Source organism: Streptomyces sp. NRRL S-118 (genome assembly GCF_000716335.1).
In the GTDB taxonomy this organism is placed as follows: Bacteria; Actinomycetota; Actinomycetes; order Streptomycetales; family Streptomycetaceae; genus Streptomyces.
In genome coordinates, this window is sequence record NZ_KL591023.1 from 31310 (window position 1) to 52624 (window position 21315).

Sequence of the window (21315 nt, forward strand, 5' to 3'; positions counted from 1 at the left end):
TCGGGCCGCCCACCCCCAGGAGAAACGTGTCCGCCACCGCGCCCCGGCCCCGGCTGCTGTACGTCACCGACCTCGCCTACCAGGCCCGCGGGCGGCGCTACTGCGACGAGGACATCTTCCTCACGTCCCGGCTGCGCGACACCTTCGACCTCGCCCTGTGCCACCCGGCCGACGCGGCCGCCCTCATGGCCTCCTTCGACGCCGTCGTCGTCCGCAACAGCGGCCCGGTGCTGCACTACCGCGCCGCGTACGACGACTTCCGCGCCCGCGCCCTCGCCGCCGGTGTCCCCGTGTACAACCAGCTCACCGGCAAGGGCGACATGGCCGGCAAGCAGTACCTGCTCGACCTGAGCGCCGCGGGACACCCGGTCATCCCCACCGTCGACCGCCCGGAGGACCTCCACCGCCTGCCCCGGGCGGACACCTACGTCGTCAAGCCCAGGACCGGCGCGGACTCGATAGGCCTGGAGTTCGTCACCCCCGACCGGCTGTCCCGCCTCGCCGCCGGCGGCGACGTCCTCGTCCAGCCCCGCGTCGACTTCCGCTACGAGGTGTCGTTCTACTTCATCGACCGCACCTTCCAGTACGCCCTCTTCGCCCCCCGCCCCGACCGGCGCTGGGACCTCGCCCCGTACGAACCCACGGCCGCCGACCTTGCCTTCGCCCAGTGGTTCGTCGACTGGAACGCCATCGACCACGGCATCCAGCGGGTCGACGCCTGCCGTGCCCCCGGCGGCGAACTCCTCCTGGTCGAGCTGGAGGACCTCAACCCCTACCTCTCCCTCGACCTCCTCGACGAGCGGACCCGCGACTCCTTCGTCACGCGGATGACCGCGTCCCTGCACCGCCTCCTCGGCGCAACCTCGGCCGCCTGAGCGCCCCTGAGGTTGCGATCCGGCAATACGTCCGGGCGAATGGAAACGGCACCGCGAGAAATCCCCTCTTGGGTGTCGGACCAGTGGTTTTCCGAGAGGCAGTGAACAGAGCATGTCCGTCGGCGCAACGAGTGTCACCATCCCCCGGGATCCGGGCGACGGCCCGGGGGCGGGCCCGGGGAAGGACGGGGGAGGACCGCGCCGGTCGTGGACCACCATCTGGACGACGGGCCTGGCGCTGCTGCCGCTGGGCCTCCTGGCCGCGGCCTCGTACCTGGGCCGCTACGTCCGGCCGAGCGCCGACGAGTGGTGCTTCCTGCCCGTCGTACGGGACGGCGGCATCTGGGGACTCGTCGACAAGTTCTACTCCACCGACAACGGGCGGATCGCCAACGGCCTGCTCGTCGGGCTGTACGCCGAGTTCCCCGTGGCCGGCCACCAGTGGTACGCCGTGATCAGCGGCGTCCTGATGCTGGTGCTGCTGTGGGCCGTCACCGTCCACGCCCTGCGTGCCACCGGCCGGCAGGTACCGCGCGGCGTGCCGCTGCTCGTCGCCTCGATGATCACGGCGATGTTCCTCTTCGCCACGCCCAACACCTACAAGACCTTCTTCTGGCCGGCCGCCTCCGTATCGCACACGCTGGCCCCCGTGCTGGCGTGCGCGGCGGCCGTGCCGCTGATGCGCGCCCGCGGCCGCCGGGGCAGGATCGCCGCCCTGGCGGTGGTCCTGGTCGCGGGCGTCTTCATGGGCACGCTCTCCGAGGAGGCGTCCGTCGTCGCGCTCGTGGTGCTCGCCGTCGCCCTCCTGTGCGCGAACCTGCTGTTCACCACGCGGGTGCGGTCCCTGGTCCGCGTCTGGGCGGTGACCGGTATGGCGGGCGTCGCCATCGGCACGCTGCTGCTCGTGACCTCCCCCGGCTCGCGCAACCGCCGCCGGCGGTACGACGCCGAGACCGTCTCCATGCTCGCCCCCGAATCGCTCATCGGGTCGCTGCGCGCGTACCTGCGCATCCTGGAGACCGTCTTCACGACCTGGGAGTACGTGGGCGCGGTCGCGGCCGGAGTGCTGCTGGGGCTGCTGGCGCGCCGCCGGGCGGGCCACCGGCCGGTGCTGATGCCGTGCCGCCCGCTGCTGCTCGCCGCACTCGGCACGCTCACCTTCCTCGCCTGCGGCTACCTGTGCACCGCCATCACCTACCCGGCCTTCGGCGAGCGCGTGGTGCGCACCGAGCGGACCTGGAACGACTGGCTGCTGGTGTACGTCGCGCTGCTCACCGGCCTCGGCGCGCTGACGGGCCGCGCGCTGCGGGTGCGCACCGCCCCGGCGGGCAGCCGCAACCGTCTGGTGACGGCGCTCGCCGCGGCCGTGTGCGCGGTGTCCGTCCTGGGCCTGGTCGCCCCGCTGTACGACCTGGGCCACGACATGAAGGCACGGGCCCAGAAGTGGGACCGCCAGGACCGCTGGCTGCGCGAGCAGGCCGCCGGCGGCGCCACCACGGCCCCGTACAAGCCGCTGCCCGTCGGCAGGATGCTGGAGCCGTTCGGCAACAACGGGCGCAACGTGTGGCCCGCGCAGTGCGTCGCCGACTACTACGACCTGGAGAAGGTCACTTACGGGACGCGCCTTCCGTGACCTGAGCCGCTTCCTCCGCCCGCGGCGGCCGGGAACCCGACCGACGGGTCGCGGCCGCCCCGGAGGTGATGGCCCATCGGGCCAGCAGGAACGACAGCGGCGTGACGGCGACGCCGGCCGCGAGCGCGGCGAGGTTCTCGTTCATGCCGAGCCGGCTCACGGCGAGGTGGAGCAGGACGCCGCTGCCGACGACGTTCACGGCCCCGGAAAGGGGATAGCGCGCGAAGGCCCGCCAGGTGGGCCGGGTGCGCAGGGTGATGTACGAGTTGAGCAGGAACGAGCCGACGACGCTCACCGCGTACCCCACGGCGTGCGCCGCCAGATAGGGCAGCCAGATGTTCAGCAAGGCGTACACGGCGTAGTAGACCGCCGTGTTGGCCAGGCCGATCGCCGCGAAGGTCGCGAACTGGCGCAGGCCGGCCGCGCTCGGCGGGCGCGGCACCGCCCGGCCGGCCGGACGGTGCTTCACGACTCCGGCCGGGTGCGTCCGGCGGCTTCCAGCCGGGGCGTGGTGCGGACGGCGGCACGGTCCACGGTGCCGGGGGCGGTACGGGCTCCGGCGGGCTCGTTCGTCTCGCGGACGACGTAATGGGGCCGCCGCTTGGACTCGTGGTAGATCCGGCCCACGTACTCGCCGATGACGCCGAGGGTGGCGAGCTGGACGCCGCTGAGCGCCACGATGGCGGTGATGAGCGTGGCGTAACCCGGGGTGTCGACGCCGTCCAGGATGACGTTGGCGATGATCCACAGCGCGTACGCGAAGGCCGAGAGGAAGAGCCACAGGCCGGTGTGGATCGCCAGCCGCAGCGGGCGGCTGTTGAAGGAGAGCAGCCCGTCGATGCCGTAGTTGAGCAGTCGTCGGCCGCCCCACTTCGACCGCCCCGCGGCCCGTTCGACGTTCTGGTACGTGAAGCTGACGGTGTCGAAGCCGATCCAGGAGAACAGGCCCTTGGAGAAGCGGTTGCTCTCCGGCAGGGACAGCACCGCGTCGACCGCGCGGCGCGACAGCAGGCGGAAGTCGCCCGCCCCGTCCACGACCTCGACGTCCATGAAGCGGCGCACCAGACGGTAGTAGGCGCGGCTGAGCGAGCTGCGCACGGCGCCCTCGCCCGTGCGGTCGCGCTGGGCGATGACCTGGTCGTAGCCGTGCCGGTGCAGTTCCAGCATGCGGGGGACGAGCTCCGGCGGGTGCTGGAGGTCGGCGTCCATGAGGACCACGGCGTCGCCCCGGGACATGCGCAGGCCGGCCAGCATGGCCGACTCCTTGCCGAAGTTGCGGCTGAAGGAGGTGTAGCGCACCCGCGGGTCCGTCGCCGCCAGCCCGCGCAGCCGGTCCATCGTCCCGTCGCCGCTGCCGTCGTCGACGTAACAGACCTCGAAGGTGGCGCCGGCCGGTTCGAGCGCCGCGGTCAGGGCGGCGTGGAACGCCTCGATCACCTCGCTCTCGTCGAAGCACGGGACGACGACCGAAATATGGACCATTGCCTACTCACTCCATGCACCGGTGTGCGGGGCGGCGGACGCACGATCGGTGCCCACCGCACATGGAGGATGGTGATCGGCCGGTCGGGGTTGCCTTGCCGTGCGGAGGACTTCGGCACATGCGCCGCCACGTTCCTCCCCAGTGGAGCGCGCGGAAGGGCGCGGCACAGTCCCACGCCGTCCACTCGGGTGACCCCCGGACACGGCTCCGCCCCGCGGTCCCGTGGCGGGCGGCGGGGCGGACGGTCCGGTTCGGCTCAGGAATCCTTGCTCACCTCTCTGTTGATGGCGGCCGGCGAGTCGTACTCCTTCTCCGGCAGCGACTTGAGCGCCTCCATGACGTCCCGGCCGGCCTTGTGCTTCTGCGCCGTGCCGACGATGTCCTGCTTCGACGCGGGGTAGTGCACACCGCCGAGAGCCTTCTGCATTTCAATGGGGTTCACGTTCATATGCGACGAATACCCCACGTCTTAGGAAACATCACCGGAAAACGGATGATCACCTGCTGTGTCCATGCTGCGCGGATCCGTCACGGTTGCATCACAATGTCGGTTGAGGAGCGGAGCGCGCGGGCACATCCAAGTGCGGGGATGGCGTCCCGGCAGGGGACTGGCGCAGCCGGCCTCGGGAGGCCGGTACCGGCATCCCTCCCACCGTGTGCTTTGTGGCGTGGAAAGGCAGGTACGTTCATGCTGTTGGCGCATCCCGCAGTGCTTCAGGAACTCGTGGCCCGTTACGAATCCCTGTGCACCGCCGCTCAGGGGCTGTCCATCGCCCCCGACCTCAAACGCCGGCTCGAGGACGTGACGTACACGCTCTGCGTGACGACAGGAACGCGCCAGCTCGATCAGGCGCTGGCTGCCGCCCGGGCCCGACTTGCCGCCGCGGCCGCAAGTACCTGACCGGTCGAATTGAGGCGGCCCCGGTCCAGGGGTTGACCGGGGCCGCCACGGGCATCCGAGGGGAGACGGAGTGCCCGGTGGGAACACCCCCCGACCGGCGCGAGGAGGGAGCGCCGATCGGGCCGTGTTCTGTTTCAAGGCCCTGCTGGCAGGGCTTTGAGGGGTGTGCCGGGGGTGCCTGCCATGACTGTCATCCGGCGGGCCCCCGGTCGTTCGAGAAGTAAATATATTTACCGTCGAGTAAGCAAGTGCATGAAAAATTTCATGCGGGCCGGTGGCGTGAAAACACCCCCGGCGAGGCGTCGCTCCGACGTCGGCGGGGGTCAGTCGTCCAGGAAGAAACTGTGCTGTTCCGCGGCCTGTTCGTACCCTTCCAGGCGCAATTGCGTCCGCTCCGGATTGGCATCGGCCATCGCCTGCAGCACGGACGCCGACAGCACACCCGGCGCCGCGTACGAATCGAAGACCAGGCGTGATCCCGTCCCCGCGGTGAGCGTCACATCCGCCTCCTCCACCAGCGGCCCCAGCGTCAGATCGGTGATCAGCGCCACCCGGAGCCCGGTGCGCCGCGCCGTCCGCAGCGCCGCCAGCGTCTCGTTGGCGTGCCGCGGCATCGCGAACGCCAGCACCCACGTACCGCCCGCCTCCCGCGACTGCAGCAGCGCGTCGTAGGCGACGCTGCCGCCGCGGGTCACCAGCCGTACGTCGGGATGGATACGGCGCGCGGCGTAGGCGAAGTACTCCGCCAGCGACACCGAGATCCGCAGGCCCAGCACCGTCAGCGGCACCGAGCCGGCCAGCTCCCGCCCGATGTCGAGGATCTGTCCCGGGTCCGCCACGAGCCGGCGCAGCGCCTCCAGGTTCTCGATCTCCGCGTCGACGGCCGCCTGCAACTCGTTGCGCCGGACCTCCTCGCCGGCGTCCGGTACCCCGGCGACCGCGCTGAGCGCGATGGGCTGGAGCGCCTCGCGCAGCGCGGGGAAGCCGCTGTAGCCGAGGGAGGTGGCGAACCGGGTCACCGAGGGCTGGCTGACGCCCACGCGCTCCGCCAGATCCGTGATCGACAGGAACGCCGCCTCGGTGAGGTGGTCGATCATGTACTGCGCGATGCGGCGCTGCGCGGGGGAGAGGCGGTGGCCGCCGAAGAGCGCCAGCACCCGGTCGGAGGGCGTCGGCTGCGCGCCCGGTCCGTCCTCACCGCCACCCTGCCCCGGAGGAGCCTCCAGGCCCCGCCGGATCGCGGCCGCCTGTGCGCGTGCCTGCTGCCCTGATGGCACCGGCGTGCCTCCTTCCAGTCCCGATCGTCCTCAACATACTTCACCGTCCGCAGCCGCCGAGGGCGTCGTGAGCGGCGTCGTGAGCGGCACCGGACGGCGCCGTGACGCCCACCGATGTGCGCGACCGGTCCGGCGGGGAGCATCCTGGGGGTGTCCCGTCCGTCCCGGCAGGCGCGGGGCGCGGCGCCTCCGGCCGGATCCCGCCGAGTGAGGGGGGACGACAATGCCAGACGGACCGCACAGCGATCCCCGCCCGGCGGACCGCCGGGCGGCCACCGGCGAGCGCGTCGGTGAGGCCGGGACCCGGGACGGCGGCGGGCCGCCCGCGCCCTCGTACCCCGCGCCCCGCGCGACCGGCGCCGCGTCCGCCGGCCGCCCTTCCGCGCCTTCCGCGCCGTCCGCGGCTCCGGACTTCCGGGCGCCCCAGGGGCGGGTGTCCCACGAGCCGGTGACGGGCGGCCGCGGTCCCGTCGACCCGGTCGCGCACGACCGGCCGGCGGCCCGGCCCGGGAACAGCGGACCCGCCGCTGCCGAGGACGGCCCGCCCGGTCGGCCGCGCGACGCCCGCGCGCCCGTCGCCCCTGGAGCGGGTCCGGGAGCGGGGGCAGGTGCGGGGGCGGGTGCGGTGTCCGGTGGCGACGGGCACGGGGCCGGTGTGCCGGGCGGGCCCGGCTCCGACGAGCCGTCGGCCGGCGGGACGCCTGCGGACAGGACGCCTGCGGGCGGCGGGACGGCTGTGGGCGGCGGGGCGACCCCTCGTGGAGCCGGGGGAAAGCCGGCCGGCTCCGACGAGCTCGGCGCCGTGCTCGCGCAGGCCGCCGTGAGCGCCGTCGAGGCGGTCGGTGGGTTCGCCGGAGGGGCCTACCTGCGCTCCGGGACCCCCGGACTGCTGCGGCTGGCCGTCCTGAGCGGCCTGCCCGGACCGCTGTTCCGGCCCTGGTGGCGCATGCACGTGAACCGCCCCTTCCCCATCGCCGAGGCCTACCGCTCCGGCCGGACCGTCGCCCTCGCCGACGCCGAGGACGCCATGCGCCGCTTCCCGCAGCTGATGGCCGGCCTGCCGTTCCCCTTCGGCTCCCTGTACACCCCCGTCACCCACGGCAGCGACCGCTTCGGCGTGCTGGTGGTGCTGCGCCCGGCCGCTGCGGGGCGCCGTGTCGGGGCGGCCGACCTCGACCGGATGGCCCACATCGCGCAGCGCCTCGCCGGCCGCCTCGCGCACCTCGCCGCGCGGGAGGTCCCCGTCACCTGGGACCGCGAGCCCGACTGCGTACAGCTCCCCGCGACCGGCACGCCACCGGTGCGCGTCGGCCACCTGGAGTGGGACCTCGACAGCGGGGCCGTCACCGGGGACGAGGAACTGCGCACCATCCTCCTGGGCGCCGGGCCGGGCGGCCCGCCCGAAGGAGTCTTCCTCCGCACCGCCGAGGAGCTGATGGCCCTGCTGGCGCCGGAGGACGCCCACGGACTGCGCGTGCTGGCCGGTCAGGCGGCGGAGTCCGGGCAGCCGGTGCCCCGCCGGATCTGGGTGCGCGGGCCCGACGGACGGCCCTGCCTCCTCGAACTGACCGCACACGGCCGCCGGCGGCTGTCCGGCTCCCTCGTCGACCCCGGCAACGGCCCCGTCGCCGCCGCCGCGGCCGACCGCCTGCCGCGCGGCATGGTCTCGGCCGACCGGCTCGGCCGGGTCACCTTCGCCAGCCGCACGGCCGGGGCCCTGCTCGGCCGCCCCCGCGAGGAGCTCGTCGGAAGCTCCCTGTACGAGGCCCTGCCGTGGCTCGGCCACCCCGCCCACGAGGAGCACTTCCGGGCCGCGCTGCTCTCGGACGACCCCGTCCACTTCCTGGCCCACGTCCCCACCGGCAGCCGGCTGTCCGTCTCCCTCCACCCGGGCCACGACGGGCTGACCATCGTCCTCGCCGCCGAGGAACCGCCCGTGCTCACGCCCGGCCCGGTCACCGCACCCGGCGGCGGCCCGGCCGCCGGCCTCGGCTCGCTGGCCGACCAGGCCTCCGTGCTCTACCGGCCCGTCGCCCTCGCCATCGCACTCACCGAGGCGGTCACCATCCGCCAGGTCTCCGCGGTGGTCACCGAGGAACTGCTGCCCGCCTTCGGCGGCCGCCAGCTCGCCATCTACCTCCTGGACGAACGGAACCTCCGCCTCGCCTGGGAGACCGGCTTCCCGCAGGGCTTCCTGGACCGCTTCGACGGCGTCCCACTCGACGCCCGGCTGCCCGGCGTCGAGACCCTCACGTCCGGCCGGCCCATCTTCTTCGAGTCCATGCAGCACCTCGCGGACGCCTACCCCGGCATCCCCCTGGACGCCCACGTCGGCGCCCGCGCCTTCCTCCCCCTGATCGCCTCCGGCCGCCCCATCGGCTCCTGCATCCTCGGCTTCGACCAGCCGCGCGGCTTCAGCCCCGAGGAGCGCACCGTCCTCACCGCCCTCGCCGGACTGATCGCGCAGGCCCTCCAGCGGGCCCAGCGCTACGACTCCGAGGCCGCCCTCGCCCGCGGCCTGCAGGACGCACTGCTGCCCCACCGGCTGCCCCGCCTGCGCGGCGTCGAGACCGTCGGCCGCTACCTGCCGGGCACCCAGGGCATGGAGGTCGGCGGCGACTGGTACGACGTCATCGACACCGGGCGCGCGATCGCCCTGGTCATCGGCGACGTCCAGGGCCACGGGGTCTCCGCCGCGGCCACCATGGGCCAGCTGCGCAGCGCCGTCCGCGCCTTCGCGCTCAGCGGGCACGACCCCGAGGAGGTGATGAGCGGCACCAACAGCCTGCTGATCGACCTCGACCCCGGGCAGTTCGCCAGCTGCTGCTACGTCGACCTCGATCCCGCGACCGGCGTGGTCAGGGCCGTCCGCGCCGGGCACCCGCAGCCCCTGCTGCGGCATCCCGACGGCCGGACCGAGGTCCTGGACCTGGCCGGCGGCGTCGTCCTCGGCATCGACCCCGACGCCCCGTTCCCGGTCAGCGAGTTCCGCCTGCCGCCCCGCGCCGTCCTCGCCCTGTTCACCGACGGGCTGGTGGAACGGCCGGGAACCGACATCGACCTCGGCATCGAACGACTCCGCGGCGCCCTCGCCGCCGTCGGCCGCGCCTCCCTGGCCGACGCGGCGGACCGGCTCATCCACGAGGCCACGGCCGCCACCGACCGTCCCGACGACATCGCGCTGCTGCTCGCCGCGCGCCCGGAACCGGGCGCCGCGCCCCGTGCGCGGTGAGCGCGGTTGTGGCCCCCGCACGACCGGGCGATCATCAGGAGACGACGAAGGCAGGTGCCATGAGCGCGGTGAACGCGGCCGAGGGTGCCGACTTCCGGGGCCCCCTCGACGTCACGAGAGCGGCGACGGCCGTCCTGGACGCCGACGACACGGTCGTCGGCTGGAGCCCGGCGGCCCATGCGCTGCTGGGCTACCCGGCGCACGAGGCCGTGGGCCGCCCCCTCGGCACCTTCGTGGTGGACCGGGCCGGTACCTACCACAGAGCCGCCCGGCTGCCCGGCGCCTCGGGCGCCCGCCGCCGGATCCTGCACATGCGCCACTGGGACGGCCGCATCATCCGGGTCACGTCCGCGACGCTGCCGCTCTTCCACATCAGCGAGGGACCCGGCGCCGACGCCCGCCCCGCCCGGCTCCTGGCACTGGCCGACGCCGACGAGACCGAGCACTGGGAGGCCCTGCAGTCGATGCTGCGCGGGCTCGCCACCCAGTCGCCCGTCGGGCTGGCCATCTACGACACCGCACTGCGGGTCGTGTGGACGAACCACGCCCTGTTCCAGGAGATGGGCACCAGCCAGTACGCGGGCCTGGGGCCCGACGAGATGGTCGAGGACGGCGAGGTCCTCTCCGCCGGCTACCCGTCCACGCTGGAGGAGACCATGCAGCGGGTCCTCACCACCGGCGAACCCGTCATCGAGCTCCACTACCGGGGCCGGCCGCCCATCGACCCCCTCCACGACCACGTCTGGTCGTGCTCGTACTACCGCCTCCAGGACGCGGACGGCGTCACGCTCGGCGTGTGCGAGGAGACCGTCGACATCACCGACCGCTACCTCGCCCAGCAGCGCCTCGACCTGCTCGTACGGGCGGGCGGACGCGTCGGCACCACCCTCGACATGGTCCGCACCGCGCAGGAGCTCTCCGCGGTGGCGGTGCCGCAGTTCGCGGACGCCGTCACCGTCGACCTCCTGGACGCGGTCCTCGAAGGGGACCAGCCGGCCCCCGGCACCGCACCCGCCCGCCGCGTCGTGCGCGTGTGGGACGGACCCGTGGACGGCGCCCCGGCACCCGGGGCCGCCCCCCGCCGGCCCGTGGACTACCCGCCCGACTCGCCCCAGGCGCGCTCCCTCGCCACCGGCCGCCCCGTGCTCGACAGCCCGCCCGACGCGGACCCGGCCTCCTCCCGGCTCGTGGTGCCGCTGCGCACCAAGGGCCCCGCCCTCGGTGTCGTCACCTTCGTCCGGGACCACCACCCCGACCCGTTCGGCGCCGCGGACCTGCCCGTCGCCGACGAACTCGTCGCCCGCGCCGCCATCTGCATCGACAATGCCCGCCGCTACACCCGGGAGCACACCGCCGCCCTCATGCTCCAGCGAAGCCTGCTGCCGCGGAACCTGCCCCGGCTGTCCGGCGTCGAGATCGCCCACCGCTACCTGCCGGCCGACATCAAGACCGGCGTCGGCGGCGACTGGTTCGACGTCATCGCCCTGTCCGGGAAGCGCGTCGGTCTCGTCGTCGGCGACGTGGTCGGCCACGGGCTGCGCGCCGCCGCCACCATGGGAAGGCTCCGCACCAGCGTCCACGTCCTCGCCCAGCTCGACCTCCCGCCCGACGAGCTCCTCACCCGGCTCGACGACCTGATCACCCAGACGGCCCAGGAACGGACCGCCGTCGCCGCGAGCGCCGAGGGCGCGCCCGCCGGCGACACGGAGGCCGACCCGGTGCCCGACGACGCCGCCCTCGGCGTCACCTGCCTGTACGCCGTCTACGACCCCGTCACCGGCCGGTGCAGCATGGCCCGCGCGGGTCACCCGCTGCCCGCCGTCGTCGACCCGGACACCGGTTCCGTCAGCCACCCCGACCTGCCCGCGGGCCCGCCCCTCGGCCTCGGCGGACTGCCCTTCGAGGGCGCGGAGATCACCCTCCCCGAAGGCAGCCTCCTAGCCCTGTACACCGACGGCCTCGTGCAGGGCCGCGGCCGGGACCGCGACACCGAGCTCGACGCGCTGCGCGCGGTGCTCGCCGACCACCAGGGACCCCTGGACGAGCTGTGCGACCGGGCCGTCGCCACCCTGCTGCCCGGCCCCGTCGACGACGACGCCGCCCTCCTCCTCGTCCGTACGCACCTCCTCGACCGCGACCAGGTCGCCACCTGGGAGCTCGCCGACAGCCCCGAGATGGTGGGCCGCGCCCGTTCCCTGGCCACCGGGCAGGTCGGCGCCTGGGGCCTCGACGGCGAGGTGGCCTTCACCACCGAGCTCGTCGTCAGCGAACTCGTCACCAACGCCATCCGCTACGCCGCCGGGCCGGTCCAGCTGCGGCTCATCCGCGACCGCACCCTCATCTGCGAGGTCTCCGACACCGGCCACACCTCACCCCACCTGCGCCGCGCCGGCAGCGACGACGAGGGCGGCCGCGGTCTGTTCCTCGTCGCGCAGATGACCCAGCAGTGGGGCACGCGCTACACCGCCACGGGCAAGACGATCTGGGCCGAGCAGACTCTCCCGCCGTGACGTTTGTCCCCCGCGCGGGCCGGAAACCCGGGGGGCGTCCGCAACGTCGGGAGGTATGCCATGGCAGCGTCCGGACAGATCAGCGCCGAACTGTGGGACGAGTTCCACACCGTCGTCAACATGACCTCGCGCGAACTCCAGGAGTGGCTGAACGTCGCGTCGGCCGGCGAGGAGACCGAGGAGGTCCCCGACCGGGCCGGGAAGGCCACCGGCCGCCGGGTCCTGGAAATCCTCGGCAAGCGCCGTACGGACCTGACGGAGGACGACGTCGCCGTCATGGAGCGCGTCTGCGGCATCGTGCGCACCCAGCGCGGCCCGGACCTGGAACCCACGGCCGGCGGCGAGGGATGGCGCCACGGCCTCATGGACATTGGGCACGACCCGCTGAAGCCCGTCTAGCGTCCGTCAGGCACCGGCACCGGCGCCGGCGTTGCGCGGACCCTCCAGCGGCCGTCCGAGCGGCCCGAGGAGAATGGGCCTCCTCCATCAACCCGCGGGTGATCGAGCCGTACGAGGAGGGCGTCACGGTCGAGGCGGCGCTGCCCCACCTGGGGGACGAGGGGGCGTTCGGCATCCCGGCCACGCAGGGCCCCGCCGAGCGGGCCGTCCTGCGCATCGGGCGCCCGCCGGAGAGAGCCTGAGCGCACCCGGGCCGAGGACCCGCCGGCTCACGGCCAGGACGGCTCCCTGCGGGGCACCACCACCAGCTCCGACACCGCACTGCCCGCCGGCACCGACAGGGCGTACAGCACCGTGTCGGCGACGATGTCCGGGCTCTGCAGCAGCGAGACGTCGGCGTCCGGGAAGCGCTCCAGGATGAACGGGGTCTCCATGCCGCCCGCGATGATCCCGGTGACGCCGATGCCCGGGCAGTCCCGCTGGGCCTCCTTGAACAGCGTGTGCGTGAAGGCCCGCAGACCCGACTTGGCCGAGGAGTACGGGCCCGCCTCGGTCCAGGTGCGGTTCGACGCGGTGGACAGGATGTTCACGATGTGGCCACCGCCCCGGGCGATCATGCGGCGGTAGGTCTCCAGGCACAGGTACATCGGCCCCAGCAGGTTCGTGGCGACCACCCGTGTGACCTCGTCGGCGGTGAGGTGCTCGATGGGCTTGGAGACGTCCACGGCGGCGTTGTTGACCAGGATGTCCACGGCCTGCCCGTCCTGCTCCAGCTCCCGGAAGACGTCCGCGACCGCCGTGGCGTCCCGCACGTCCAGCTCCACGAACCGGGCCTCGCCCGGGGCGCCGTTGCGGTCGAGTTCCTCGCACAGCTCACGCGCCTGCTCCTTGCGGACGTCCGCCACCAGGACGGACGCCCCGGCACCGGCCAGGCGCCGGGTGATCGCCGCACCCAGCCCGCGCGCGCCGCCGGTCACCAGCGCCTGCCTGCCCCGAAGGGCGACCCGCTCTCCGCTGCCGCTCATGGCTGCCTCCTCGTGCTGCTGCTCGCTGCCCTCCACTGTGGCCCGCGCCACTACGGAAGGCACGTCGGGCGGTCACTGTGAGCAAGCACACCAGGAGGGGCGAACCAGCAGGTCAAGCGGTACACGACGGTCCCCGGTGCCGTCGGGCGGGGTCATCGCCCGACCCGGCGCGCGCCCCACTTCTGCCACCATGGTCGACGCTGCGGGACCGCCTCCGAAGAGGCGCGCAGCAGCAGACAGATCCGGTGGACCGGCCCTTGCAGAGCAGCAGGAAGCCTCCCCTTCCGCCGATTCCGCCATCCGAGTCCACCGGCTCGTCACCCCGTACCTCACCGTGCCTCCTTCCTCCGCGCCTTCCACGGCTCCCGCGCCTTCCGCGCCCGCCCCCGTCCCCGCCGACCGCTCCCCGTGGCGTTCGCTGAAGTACCGCAGCATGCGCTGGTGGTCCGTGGCGAACTTCGTCTCGAACGCCGGCACGTGGATGCAGCTCACCGTCCAGAACCTGCTGGTCCTCCAGATCACCGGGTCCGCCGCCGCGACGGGCCTCTCCCTCTCGGTGCAGGCCGCGCCCGGGCTCCTGATGAGCCTCGCGGGCGGCGCCGCCGTCGACCGCTTCCCCCGCAAGCTCACCGCCGCCGTCAGCCAGTCCCTGCTGGGCGCCGTCGCCTTCGTCACCGCGTTCCTCGTCGCGTTCGACCAGCTGAGCGTGGGCGTCCTGATGGTGCTGGCCGCCGTCACGGGCCTCATCGCCACCGTCGACGGCCCCGCCTGCGCGCTGCTCGGCAACGACCTGGTCCGCCCCGAGGACGTACCGTCCGCGATCGGTGTCGGCTCCCTGGTGCACAACGCCGGACGCCTCGCGGGCGCCGGCCTCGCGGGACTCGCCGTCGGGGTCTTCGGCACGGCCGCCGCGTACGCCGCGAACGGTCTGTCGTTCCTCTTCGTCACCGCGGTGATCCCGTTCCTGCGCCCGGTCCCGGCGGCGGTCGCCGGGCCGTCGCCCGCGGCCGTCCCGGCCGCCGCGACCCTGCCGGACGGCGCGGACGGCATGACGGTGCGGGAGGGCCTGGCCTTCTTCGCGCGCCGTCCGCGGCTGGTCGCCCTCGCGGGCATCACCGGCATCAGCGCCGTCTTCGGCCGGAACTACGGCCTCACCCTGGCCGTACTGGTCACCGGCCCGCTCGCGGGCGGCGCCGGCGCCTTCGGCACCGTCTCCACGGTCCTCGCCATCGGCGGCATCGTCGGAGCGGTCGTCGGAGCCCGGCTGCGCAAGCCGTCCGTCCGGGTCGTGGGCCTGCTGGCCGCCGCCGGCGCCCTGCTCCAGGTGGCGGCGGGCCTCTCGCCGTCCCTCGCGGTCCTCCTGGTGCTGGTGCTGCCGATGGCCGTCGCCGAGTCGGTCTCCGACACCGCCGGCACGACGGTCCTCCAGACCGATCCCCCCGCCCACCTGCGCGGCCGCGTCCTCGGCGTGTGGGGCAGCATCCGCACCGTGTGGTCCCTCGCGGGCCCCCCGGCGCTCGGCCTCCTCATGGAGCTCGCCGGTGCCCGCGGCGCCCTCGTCACCGGCGGTCTCGTCATCGCGGGCGCGATCGCGGCGGGCTACGTCCTGCAGGACCGCCGGCGCGTCCCCGCGCCGGTGCTCGTCCCCGCCCCGGCTCTCACGGACCGCCCCGCCCTGAGCACCGCGGCGTAGCCTCCCGCACCGGCTGCCGCCCCCCGCCCCCCCGCCCGGGGAGCCGGGGCGCGGCGCGGCGGCAGCCGCCGCCCTCAGCGGCCCGGAGGCCGGATGGGCGCCGCGGCCTCGGCCGCGCGGCGGGCCAGCAGGGTGGTGGAACGGCCGTCCAGGTACGGCAGGACCACCGCCTGGCCGCCCCACATGCGCAGGACGTCCGCCTCCGGGAGGTCCTCCGCCGAGTAGTCCCCGCCCTTGACCCACACGTCCGGGCGCAGCCGGCCCAGCAGCTCCACGGGCGTGTCGCCGTCGAAGACCGCGACCGCGTCGACGCTGCCGAGACCCGCGAGGACCCGCACCCGGTCCGCGAGCGGATTGAGCGGCCGACCGGGGCCCTTCAGACGGCCCACCGACTCGTCGGAGTTCACGCACACGATCAGGCAGTCGCCGATGCCACGGGCGCTCTCCAGCAGCCCGACGTGGCCCGCGTGCAGCAGGTCGAAGCAGCCGCCGGTGGCCACCACCGTGCCGCCCTGCGCGCGGACCCGGTCCGCCAGGGCGAAGGCGTCCGTCTCCGGCGCCTCGCGGCCCCGGACCGGCGGAGCGGTGCGCCACAGCCCGGGGTTGCCCGAGCCGCCGGCCGCCACGAACGCCGCCGCCTCGGCGACCGCCTGCTGCACGGCCTCCTCGGGCAGCGCGCCGTCCGCGAGCGCCGCGGCCGTCGCGGCGGCGAAGCAGTCACCCGCGCCGCACGGGTCGCCCTGGGCCCGGTACGGAGCCGGGACCAGCATCGGCGTACCGGCTCCCGGCCGCGTCAGCAGCACCCCGCGCTCGCCGAGCGTCACCGCCACCGTCGCCACCCGCCACCGCTCGGCCAGCTCCCCGCCCCGCTCGGCGTACGCCCGGAGGGACTCGTCGTCGCCTCGGCACAGCGCGCGCGTCTCGGCGGCGTTCGGCGTCACGATCCGGGAGCCCGGCACCGGGGCGTCGCCCTTCAGGTGCGGGTCCCACACCACCGGCACCTTGGGAGCGACGGCGGCCAGGTGCTCGCGTACCGCGCCCGCGGTGTGCCGGCCGTAGTCCGCGACGAGCACGGCGTGCGCGCCGGCGAGCGTGTCGCGCACCGCACCGTCGGGTTCCCCCGGGTCGCCGCCCCCGCGGTCGATGCGCACCAGGGGCCGGCCGCCGGCCAGGACCCGCGTCTTCACCGGCAGCGTGCCGTTGAGCGGCAGCTCCACCACGCGGACGCGGCCCCGCAGCGTGCGGCGCACCGCCTCACTGGCCGGGTCGTCGCCGAGCGCGGTGACCAGCATCACGTCCCGGCCGCCACGGGTGGCGAGCAGCGCCGCCAGACCCGCGCCGCCGGGGCGGCGCTGGTCGCCGGTGACGTCCACGACCGGCGCGGGCGCGTCCGGCGAGAGACGGGTGGCGACACCTTCGATGTCCTCGTCGAGCAGTACGTCGCCGACGACGACGAGGGGCTTGCGTCCGGTCATGACATCCTCCGATGGGCCGCGACGGGCGCCGCCGCGCCCGCCGCCCGCGCGGGCCGGCCGGTGGCCCCGGCCACCGCCGCGTCGAAGCACGCGCACAGCAGGTGCACGGCGACGAGATGGGTCTCCTGGACGGTCGCCGTCGCGTCGGCCTCGACGCACAGCGCCTCGTCCGCCGCCTCGGCCAGCGCATTGGGCCGCGGGCCGGTCAGCGCCCACACGCGCAGCCCGGCGGCCCGGCCCGTGACCGCCGCCGCGATCAGGTTGGCGCTGCGGCCCGAGGTGGACAGCAGGACCAGGACGTCACCGGGGCGGCCGTGGGCGGCGACCTGCCGCGCGAACACCTGGTCGAACCCGTAGTCGTTGCCGATGGCGGTCACGCTGGACGTCTCCGCGTGCAGCGAGATCGCCGAGTAGGCGGGGCGCTCGTCCTTGTAGCGCCCGACCAGTTCGGCGGTGAGGTGCTGGGCCTGTGCGGCGCTGCCGCCGTTGCCCGCGGCGAGCAGCCGGCCGCCCACGGGCAGGACGGCGGCGAGCTCGCCGCCCCACTGAGCGATCCGGTCCAGGTTCTGCCGGCGGAACCGGCCGAGCGCGTCCTGCAGCGACCGGCAGTGGCGCTGCGCGGCCTCGAGTGCGAGGGGAACGAGGGGATCTGTCATGGGCTTCCGGGCGCGGCGCGTCCCAGCGGACGGCGGCGGTCCCGCACCTCCTTCGAAGGTTCAGTGGGGCCGGGGGCGGAAGGCGGAGGAGTCTCAGGCCACCTCCGTGACGGCGGTCCGTGCGGTGAGCACCGCGCCGTACACCGCCTCGGTGGCGGCCGCGACCCTGGTCCAGCCGTACCGGCTCAGCACCCGCCGGCGGCCGGCCTCGCCGCACGCCGCCCGCCGCTGCGGGTCGGCGAGCAGCTCACCGACGGCGGCGGCCAGCGCCTCGGGGTCGCCCGGCGGCACCAGCCGCCCGGTGACCGGGTCGTCGACGGTGTCGAGCTGGCCGCCGACCGCACTGGCGACGACCGGTCTGCCGCACGCCATCGCCTCCAGCGGCACGATGCCGAACGGCTCGTAGTCCGCCGGGCACAGCACCACGTCCGCACTGCGCAGCAGCGGCGGCACGTCCTCGCCGGCCACCCCGCCGGTGAACCGGACGCGGTCGGCGACCCCGGCCGCCCGGGCGAGCTCGCGCAGCCGGCGGACCTCCGGGTCCGCGTCGAGCAGGTGCGGCGGCGGGCCGCCGACGATGAGGAGCTCGGTGCCGGGCAGCCGGGACAGGGCCTCGACCGACACGGCGGCACCCTTGCGGGGCACCAGCCGGCCCAGCTGGAGCAGCCGGTGGCGCACCGCCGGGCCCCGCTCGGCGACCGGCCCCTCGGGGCGGAACAGATCGGTGTCGACGCCGCAGGGCACGACTCCGACCTTGTCGGGGGGAATGCGCATCCGGGCCAGTTCGAGGACCTCGTCGTGGCAGGTGGCGATCACCCGGTCGCAGCCCATGCCGACCTCCCGCTCGCAGGCGATGCGCTCCGGCGGGCTGGTGTCGGCCTGTTGCTGGTGGCGCCGCTTCACCGTGCCGAGCGCGTGGTACGTGTGCAGCAGTGGCAGCCGCAGCCCCCGCGCCGCCTGCAGGGAGGCCACGCCCGACATCCAGAAGTGCGAGTGCACCACGTCGGGCGGCCGGATGCGCCACTCACGGGCCATGTAGCGGCCGAACGCGGGCATGTACGGCGGCAGTTCGTCCTTGGGCACGGGCTCCGGGGGGCCGGCGGGGACGTGGTGCACCTCCACCCCGGGGCGCAGCGGCACCCGGTCCGGCAGGTCCGGCGTGTCCCGCCGGGTGAAGACGGTGACCCGGTGGCCGCGGTCCGCGAGGGCCGCCGCCAGGTGCGCGACATGGACGTTCTGGCCGCCCGCGTCCACACCGCCGAGCGCGGCCAGCGGACTGGCGTGCTCGGAGACGAGCGCGATCGCGAGGTCGGTGGCACCGGTGCCGTCGTCGAGCGAGGTCGTCGATGTCGATGTCATGAGCGCACCTCCGTCATCACGCGCTCCCAGTCGTCCAGGAAGCGTTTGAGCCCGTACCGTTCGAGAGCCGCCTGCCGGGCCCGCGCGCCGTCCCGCGCAGCGGCCTCCGGCTCGTGCAGGTAGTGGCGGGCGGCCCGGGCGAGCACCTCGGGCCGGGTGGACAGCGTCCCGGCGCCGGGTGGCACCGCCTCGACCGCCTCCGTGGTGGCCAGCGCCACCACCGGCATGCCCAGGTGCATGGCCTCCAGCAGCGACAGCCCCAGCGACGTCCAGCGCACCGGGTGCAGGTACACCCGGCGCTCCGCCATCGCCGCGTGCAGGTCGCGCTGCGGCAGGTCGGCGGTGCGGCACCGCTCCTCGGACAGACCCAGATGGGCGGCGAGGCCCTCCGTGCGCATCCCGAAGACGTCCAGCGGCGCGGCCGCGGACAGCTCGGTGAGCAGGTCCGTACCGGTGTAACGGCCTCGCCGCACCGGCTCGTTGACCACCACGGCCGCCCGGGGCACCCGGCCGGTGTACTGGTGGCCGGGGTCGACGATGCCGTGCTCGATCACCTCGGTGCGCGTCGAGCCGTTGTCCCAGAACAACCGGTTGAAGTGGGTGACGTGGACCAGGGTCAGGTCGTCCCGGTCGGCGCAGGGGTGGCGGGTCTCGGGGACGTTCCCGTCGGGCGCGTTGTGCTCCAGGTACACCGCCGGTACGTCGCGTCCCGGGCGCCGCCCGCCCAGCCAGCCTTCCGCCAGGCCGAGTTCGTGCGGCCGCTGGAGGACCACCAGGTCGACCGGGGCGTCACGCAGTTCCTCGGGGGTGACCTCCCGCACCGAGTCGGGCCAGACGAAGGTACGGGCCCGGCCCAGGCCGTCGGCGTCGCGGTCCGGTGTCACGGGGACGAGGTAGGTGTGGGGTCCCTGGACGAACGCCGTCGTCCAGGAACCGTGCACGTGCCACAGCAGGATGTTCATCGGCCGGCTCCTCGGCTCACCGCGCCGGTCGCCGTGCGGCGTCGTCGGCGTCGTGGGAGAAGAACGCCCCGCGCCGGACCGCGTACGGCCCGATGGCGAGCAGGTCGACGGGGGAGGACCCGAAGCACTCCAGGGCGTCGCGCGGATCGTCCACCATCGGGCGCCCGGCGGTGTTGAGGCTGGTGTTGACGACCACGGGCAGCCCGGTCAGCCGCTCGAAATCGCTCAGCATCCGCGCCACCAGCGGCTCGGCCTGCCGGTCGACCGTCTGGATCCGGGCCGTGCCGTCGACGTGCACCACCGCCGGGATGCGGTCGCGCCACTCGGGCGCCACGTCGTGCACGAAGAGCATGTACGGGCTGGGCAGCACACCGGTGAAGATGTCCGCGGCCCGCTCGGCGAGCACCATCGGGGCCACCGGCCGGAACTGCTCGCGGCCCTTGACGTCGTTGAGCCGCTCCAGGTTCCCGGCGTGGCCCGGGTGCGCCAGCAGCGAGCGGTGACCGAGCGCCCGGGGCCCGTACTCCGAACGCCCCTGGAACCACGCGACGATCTGGTTGTCGGCGAGCGACTGCGCGACGGTCCGCGCGATGTCGGCCGGCCGGTCGAACGGCACCGCGGCCGTCTTCAGCCAGGCGCCGAGCTCGGCGTCCGACCAGTCCCGGCCCAGGTCCGCGCCCGGCATCGGGGAGGGGTCGTCACCGCCGGACGCGGCCAGCAGCAGCGCGCCGCCCAGCGCGGTGCCCGCGTCACCGGCCGCGGGCTGCACCCACACCCGGTCGAACGGTCCCTCGCGGGCTATGCGCGAGTTCGCCACGCAGTTGAGCGCGACACCCCCGGCGAGCGTGAGCAGCCGGTCGTGGGTCTGGCCTTGCAGCCAGCGGACCAGGTCCAGCAGCACCTCCTCCAGCACGGCCTGCGCGCTGGCGGCGATGTCCGCGTGGTCCTGGGTCCACGCCTCGTCGGGCCGGCGCCGCGGGCACAGCTCCGCCCACGGCACCCCGGTCGCGTGGAAGCCGCCGTCGCCGGTGGGGAAGACGTACCGGCGCAGCTCGGGCAGCATCCGGGGCCGGCCGTGCGAGGCGAGCGCCATCACCTTGAACTCGTCGGAGGAGCGCAGGAACCCGAGGTGTTCGGTCAGTTCCTCGTAGACCAGGCCCAGCGAGTGCGGCAGCTCCTGCGCGTACAGCGGCTCCAGGCGGTCGTGCACGCGCCGCGCCGCCAGGTGCGAGGCCCGCTCGCCGCGGCCGTCGAGGACCAGCACGGACGAGGTGTCGGCGCCCTCGGCGGCGAACGCGCCGGAGGCGGCGTGCGCCATGTGGTGCGGCACGAACCGCACGATGTCCGGGTCGAGGCCCGGCAGGGCCGTCCTCAGGAAGCCGGGGGCTTCGCGGGCGTAGGTGACCCGCAGGTGGTCCCACGGGTCGTGCAGGCCCATCCGGTCGGCCGGCAGGGAGAGTTCGGGGTCGAAGGAGTACGCCACCGCGTCGAGGTCCTTGGGACGCAGGCCCGCTCGCTCCAGGCACCATGCCGCGGCCTTCTCGGGCAGCTCCCAGGCGGAGAACGGCAGCGGGCGCTTCCCGTGCTTGCGCCGGGAGAACCGCTCCTCCTCCGCTGCGGCTACGGTCCGTCCGTCGATGACCAGCGCGGCGGCGGGATCGTGGAAGAGGGCGTTGATTCCGAGAATGCGCATGGTTCCCATGCCTTTCGGCGAGTCGGGAGTCCGGGCCCGTGGAGTGCGGGCGCACGGCGGGTGAGGGGATTCGGTGGCCGTCGCGGAGGACGTGAGGCGGACCGGGCGACGAGGGGCCGGCGGTCGGGCGGCCGCAAGCCGT

Annotated in this window: 18 protein-coding genes; 8 read left to right on the plus strand and 10 right to left on the minus strand. The window is 74.6% G+C overall.

The window, feature by feature from the left end:
• The first annotated feature begins 26 nt into the window (after window positions 1-26).
• The gene (locus IH00_RS0129295; RefSeq protein WP_031078846.1) at window positions 27-875 is read left to right on the plus strand and encodes an ATP-grasp domain-containing protein; all 849 of its coding nucleotides are present in this window, start codon (window positions 27-29) and stop codon (window positions 873-875) included.
• Between the two features lie 112 nt (window positions 876-987).
• Complete coding sequence (locus tag IH00_RS0129300; RefSeq protein ID WP_031078848.1) at window positions 988-2508, plus strand: DUF6056 family protein; 1521 nt, start codon at window positions 988-990, stop codon at window positions 2506-2508.
• Here IH00_RS0129300 and IH00_RS40670 read toward each other — a convergent pair.
• From IH00_RS40670 to IH00_RS0129315, 3 genes are all read right to left on the minus strand, one after another.
• Entirely contained in the window at window positions 2483-2977 is a 495-nt protein-coding gene (locus IH00_RS40670; protein WP_031078849.1) for a GtrA family protein, read from the minus strand. The two genes, IH00_RS0129300 and IH00_RS40670, sit on opposite strands and share 26 nt — an antisense overlap.
• On the minus strand, window positions 2974-3990 hold the full coding sequence (locus IH00_RS39085; RefSeq protein WP_078888019.1) for a glycosyltransferase family 2 protein: 1017 nt from the start codon (window positions 3988-3990) through the stop codon (window positions 2974-2976). The genes IH00_RS40670 and IH00_RS39085 overlap by 4 nt, the downstream gene beginning before the upstream one ends.
• A gap of 257 nt (window positions 3991-4247) precedes the next feature.
• Window positions 4248-4439: a DUF2795 domain-containing protein gene (locus tag IH00_RS0129315; protein ID WP_031078851.1), complete on the minus strand. Its 192-nt coding sequence runs from the start codon at window positions 4437-4439 to the stop codon at window positions 4248-4250.
• 240 nt (window positions 4440-4679) lie between these two features.
• Between IH00_RS0129315 and IH00_RS0129320 the strand changes: the two genes are divergently transcribed.
• Window positions 4680-4892, plus strand: coding sequence for a DUF5133 domain-containing protein (locus IH00_RS0129320; protein WP_031078858.1), 213 nt, complete (start codon window positions 4680-4682; stop codon window positions 4890-4892).
• Window positions 4893-5215: 323 nt separating this feature from the next.
• Here the strand turns inward: IH00_RS0129320 and IH00_RS0129325 are convergent, their stop codons facing one another.
• Entirely contained in the window at window positions 5216-6169 is a 954-nt protein-coding gene (locus IH00_RS0129325) for a MurR/RpiR family transcriptional regulator (RefSeq protein ID WP_031078860.1), read from the minus strand.
• Window positions 6170-6971: 802 nt separating this feature from the next.
• Between IH00_RS0129325 and IH00_RS0129330 the strand changes: the two genes are divergently transcribed.
• The 4 genes from IH00_RS0129330 to IH00_RS42925 all read left to right on the plus strand — a co-directional run bounded on the left by IH00_RS0129330 (window position 6972) and on the right by IH00_RS42925 (window position 12552).
• On the plus strand, window positions 6972-9401 hold the full coding sequence (locus tag IH00_RS0129330) for a SpoIIE family protein phosphatase (protein WP_039947556.1): 2430 nt from the start codon (window positions 6972-6974) through the stop codon (window positions 9399-9401).
• 59 nt (window positions 9402-9460) lie between these two features.
• Complete coding sequence (locus IH00_RS0129335; RefSeq protein ID WP_031078863.1) at window positions 9461-11911, plus strand: SpoIIE family protein phosphatase; 2451 nt, start codon at window positions 9461-9463, stop codon at window positions 11909-11911.
• Between the two features lie 60 nt (window positions 11912-11971).
• Window positions 11972-12310 carry a DUF3140 domain-containing protein gene (locus IH00_RS0129340; RefSeq protein WP_031078866.1) on the plus strand — a complete coding sequence of 113 codons (339 nt, stop codon included), beginning with the start codon at window positions 11972-11974 and terminating at the stop codon, window positions 12308-12310.
• Between the two features lie 98 nt (window positions 12311-12408).
• Window positions 12409-12552, plus strand: coding sequence for a hypothetical protein (locus IH00_RS42925; protein WP_158827967.1), 144 nt, complete (start codon window positions 12409-12411; stop codon window positions 12550-12552).
• Between the two features lie 27 nt (window positions 12553-12579).
• Here IH00_RS42925 and IH00_RS0129350 read toward each other — a convergent pair whose 3' ends face one another.
• Window positions 12580-13335, minus strand: coding sequence for an SDR family oxidoreductase (locus IH00_RS0129350; protein WP_031078867.1), 756 nt, complete (start codon window positions 13333-13335; stop codon window positions 12580-12582).
• A gap of 433 nt (window positions 13336-13768) precedes the next feature.
• Between IH00_RS0129350 and IH00_RS0129355 the strand changes: the two genes are divergently transcribed.
• On the plus strand, window positions 13769-15028 hold the full coding sequence (locus IH00_RS0129355; RefSeq protein WP_031078869.1) for an MFS transporter: 1260 nt from the start codon (window positions 13769-13771) through the stop codon (window positions 15026-15028).
• Window positions 15029-15102: 74 nt separating this feature from the next.
• On the opposite strand, the gene rfaE2 is transcribed toward IH00_RS0129355, so the two are convergent.
• The 5 genes from rfaE2 to IH00_RS0129380 form a co-directional block, all read right to left on the minus strand.
• Window positions 15103-16503 carry a D-glycero-beta-D-manno-heptose 1-phosphate adenylyltransferase gene (gene rfaE2, locus IH00_RS0129360; protein WP_031078871.1) on the minus strand — a complete coding sequence of 467 codons (1401 nt, stop codon included), beginning with the start codon at window positions 16501-16503 and terminating at the stop codon, window positions 15103-15105.
• Window positions 16500-17159: a D-sedoheptulose-7-phosphate isomerase gene (locus IH00_RS0129365; RefSeq protein ID WP_031078872.1), complete on the minus strand. Its 660-nt coding sequence runs from the start codon at window positions 17157-17159 to the stop codon at window positions 16500-16502. Before IH00_RS0129365 ends, rfaE2 begins: the two co-directional genes overlap by 4 nt.
• A 93-nt stretch (window positions 17160-17252) precedes the next feature.
• Window positions 17253-18518, minus strand: a complete 1266-nt coding sequence (locus IH00_RS0129370; protein ID WP_052411712.1) for a glycosyltransferase — start codon at window positions 18516-18518, stop codon at window positions 17253-17255.
• Window positions 18515-19480, minus strand: a complete 966-nt coding sequence (locus tag IH00_RS0129375; protein ID WP_031078877.1) for a glycosyltransferase — start codon at window positions 19478-19480, stop codon at window positions 18515-18517. The genes IH00_RS0129370 and IH00_RS0129375 overlap by 4 nt, the downstream gene beginning before the upstream one ends.
• A 16-nt stretch (window positions 19481-19496) precedes the next feature.
• Complete coding sequence (locus IH00_RS0129380) at window positions 19497-21173, minus strand: carbamoyltransferase family protein (RefSeq protein WP_031078878.1); 1677 nt, start codon at window positions 21171-21173, stop codon at window positions 19497-19499.
• Window positions 21174-21315 lie beyond the last annotated feature (142 nt).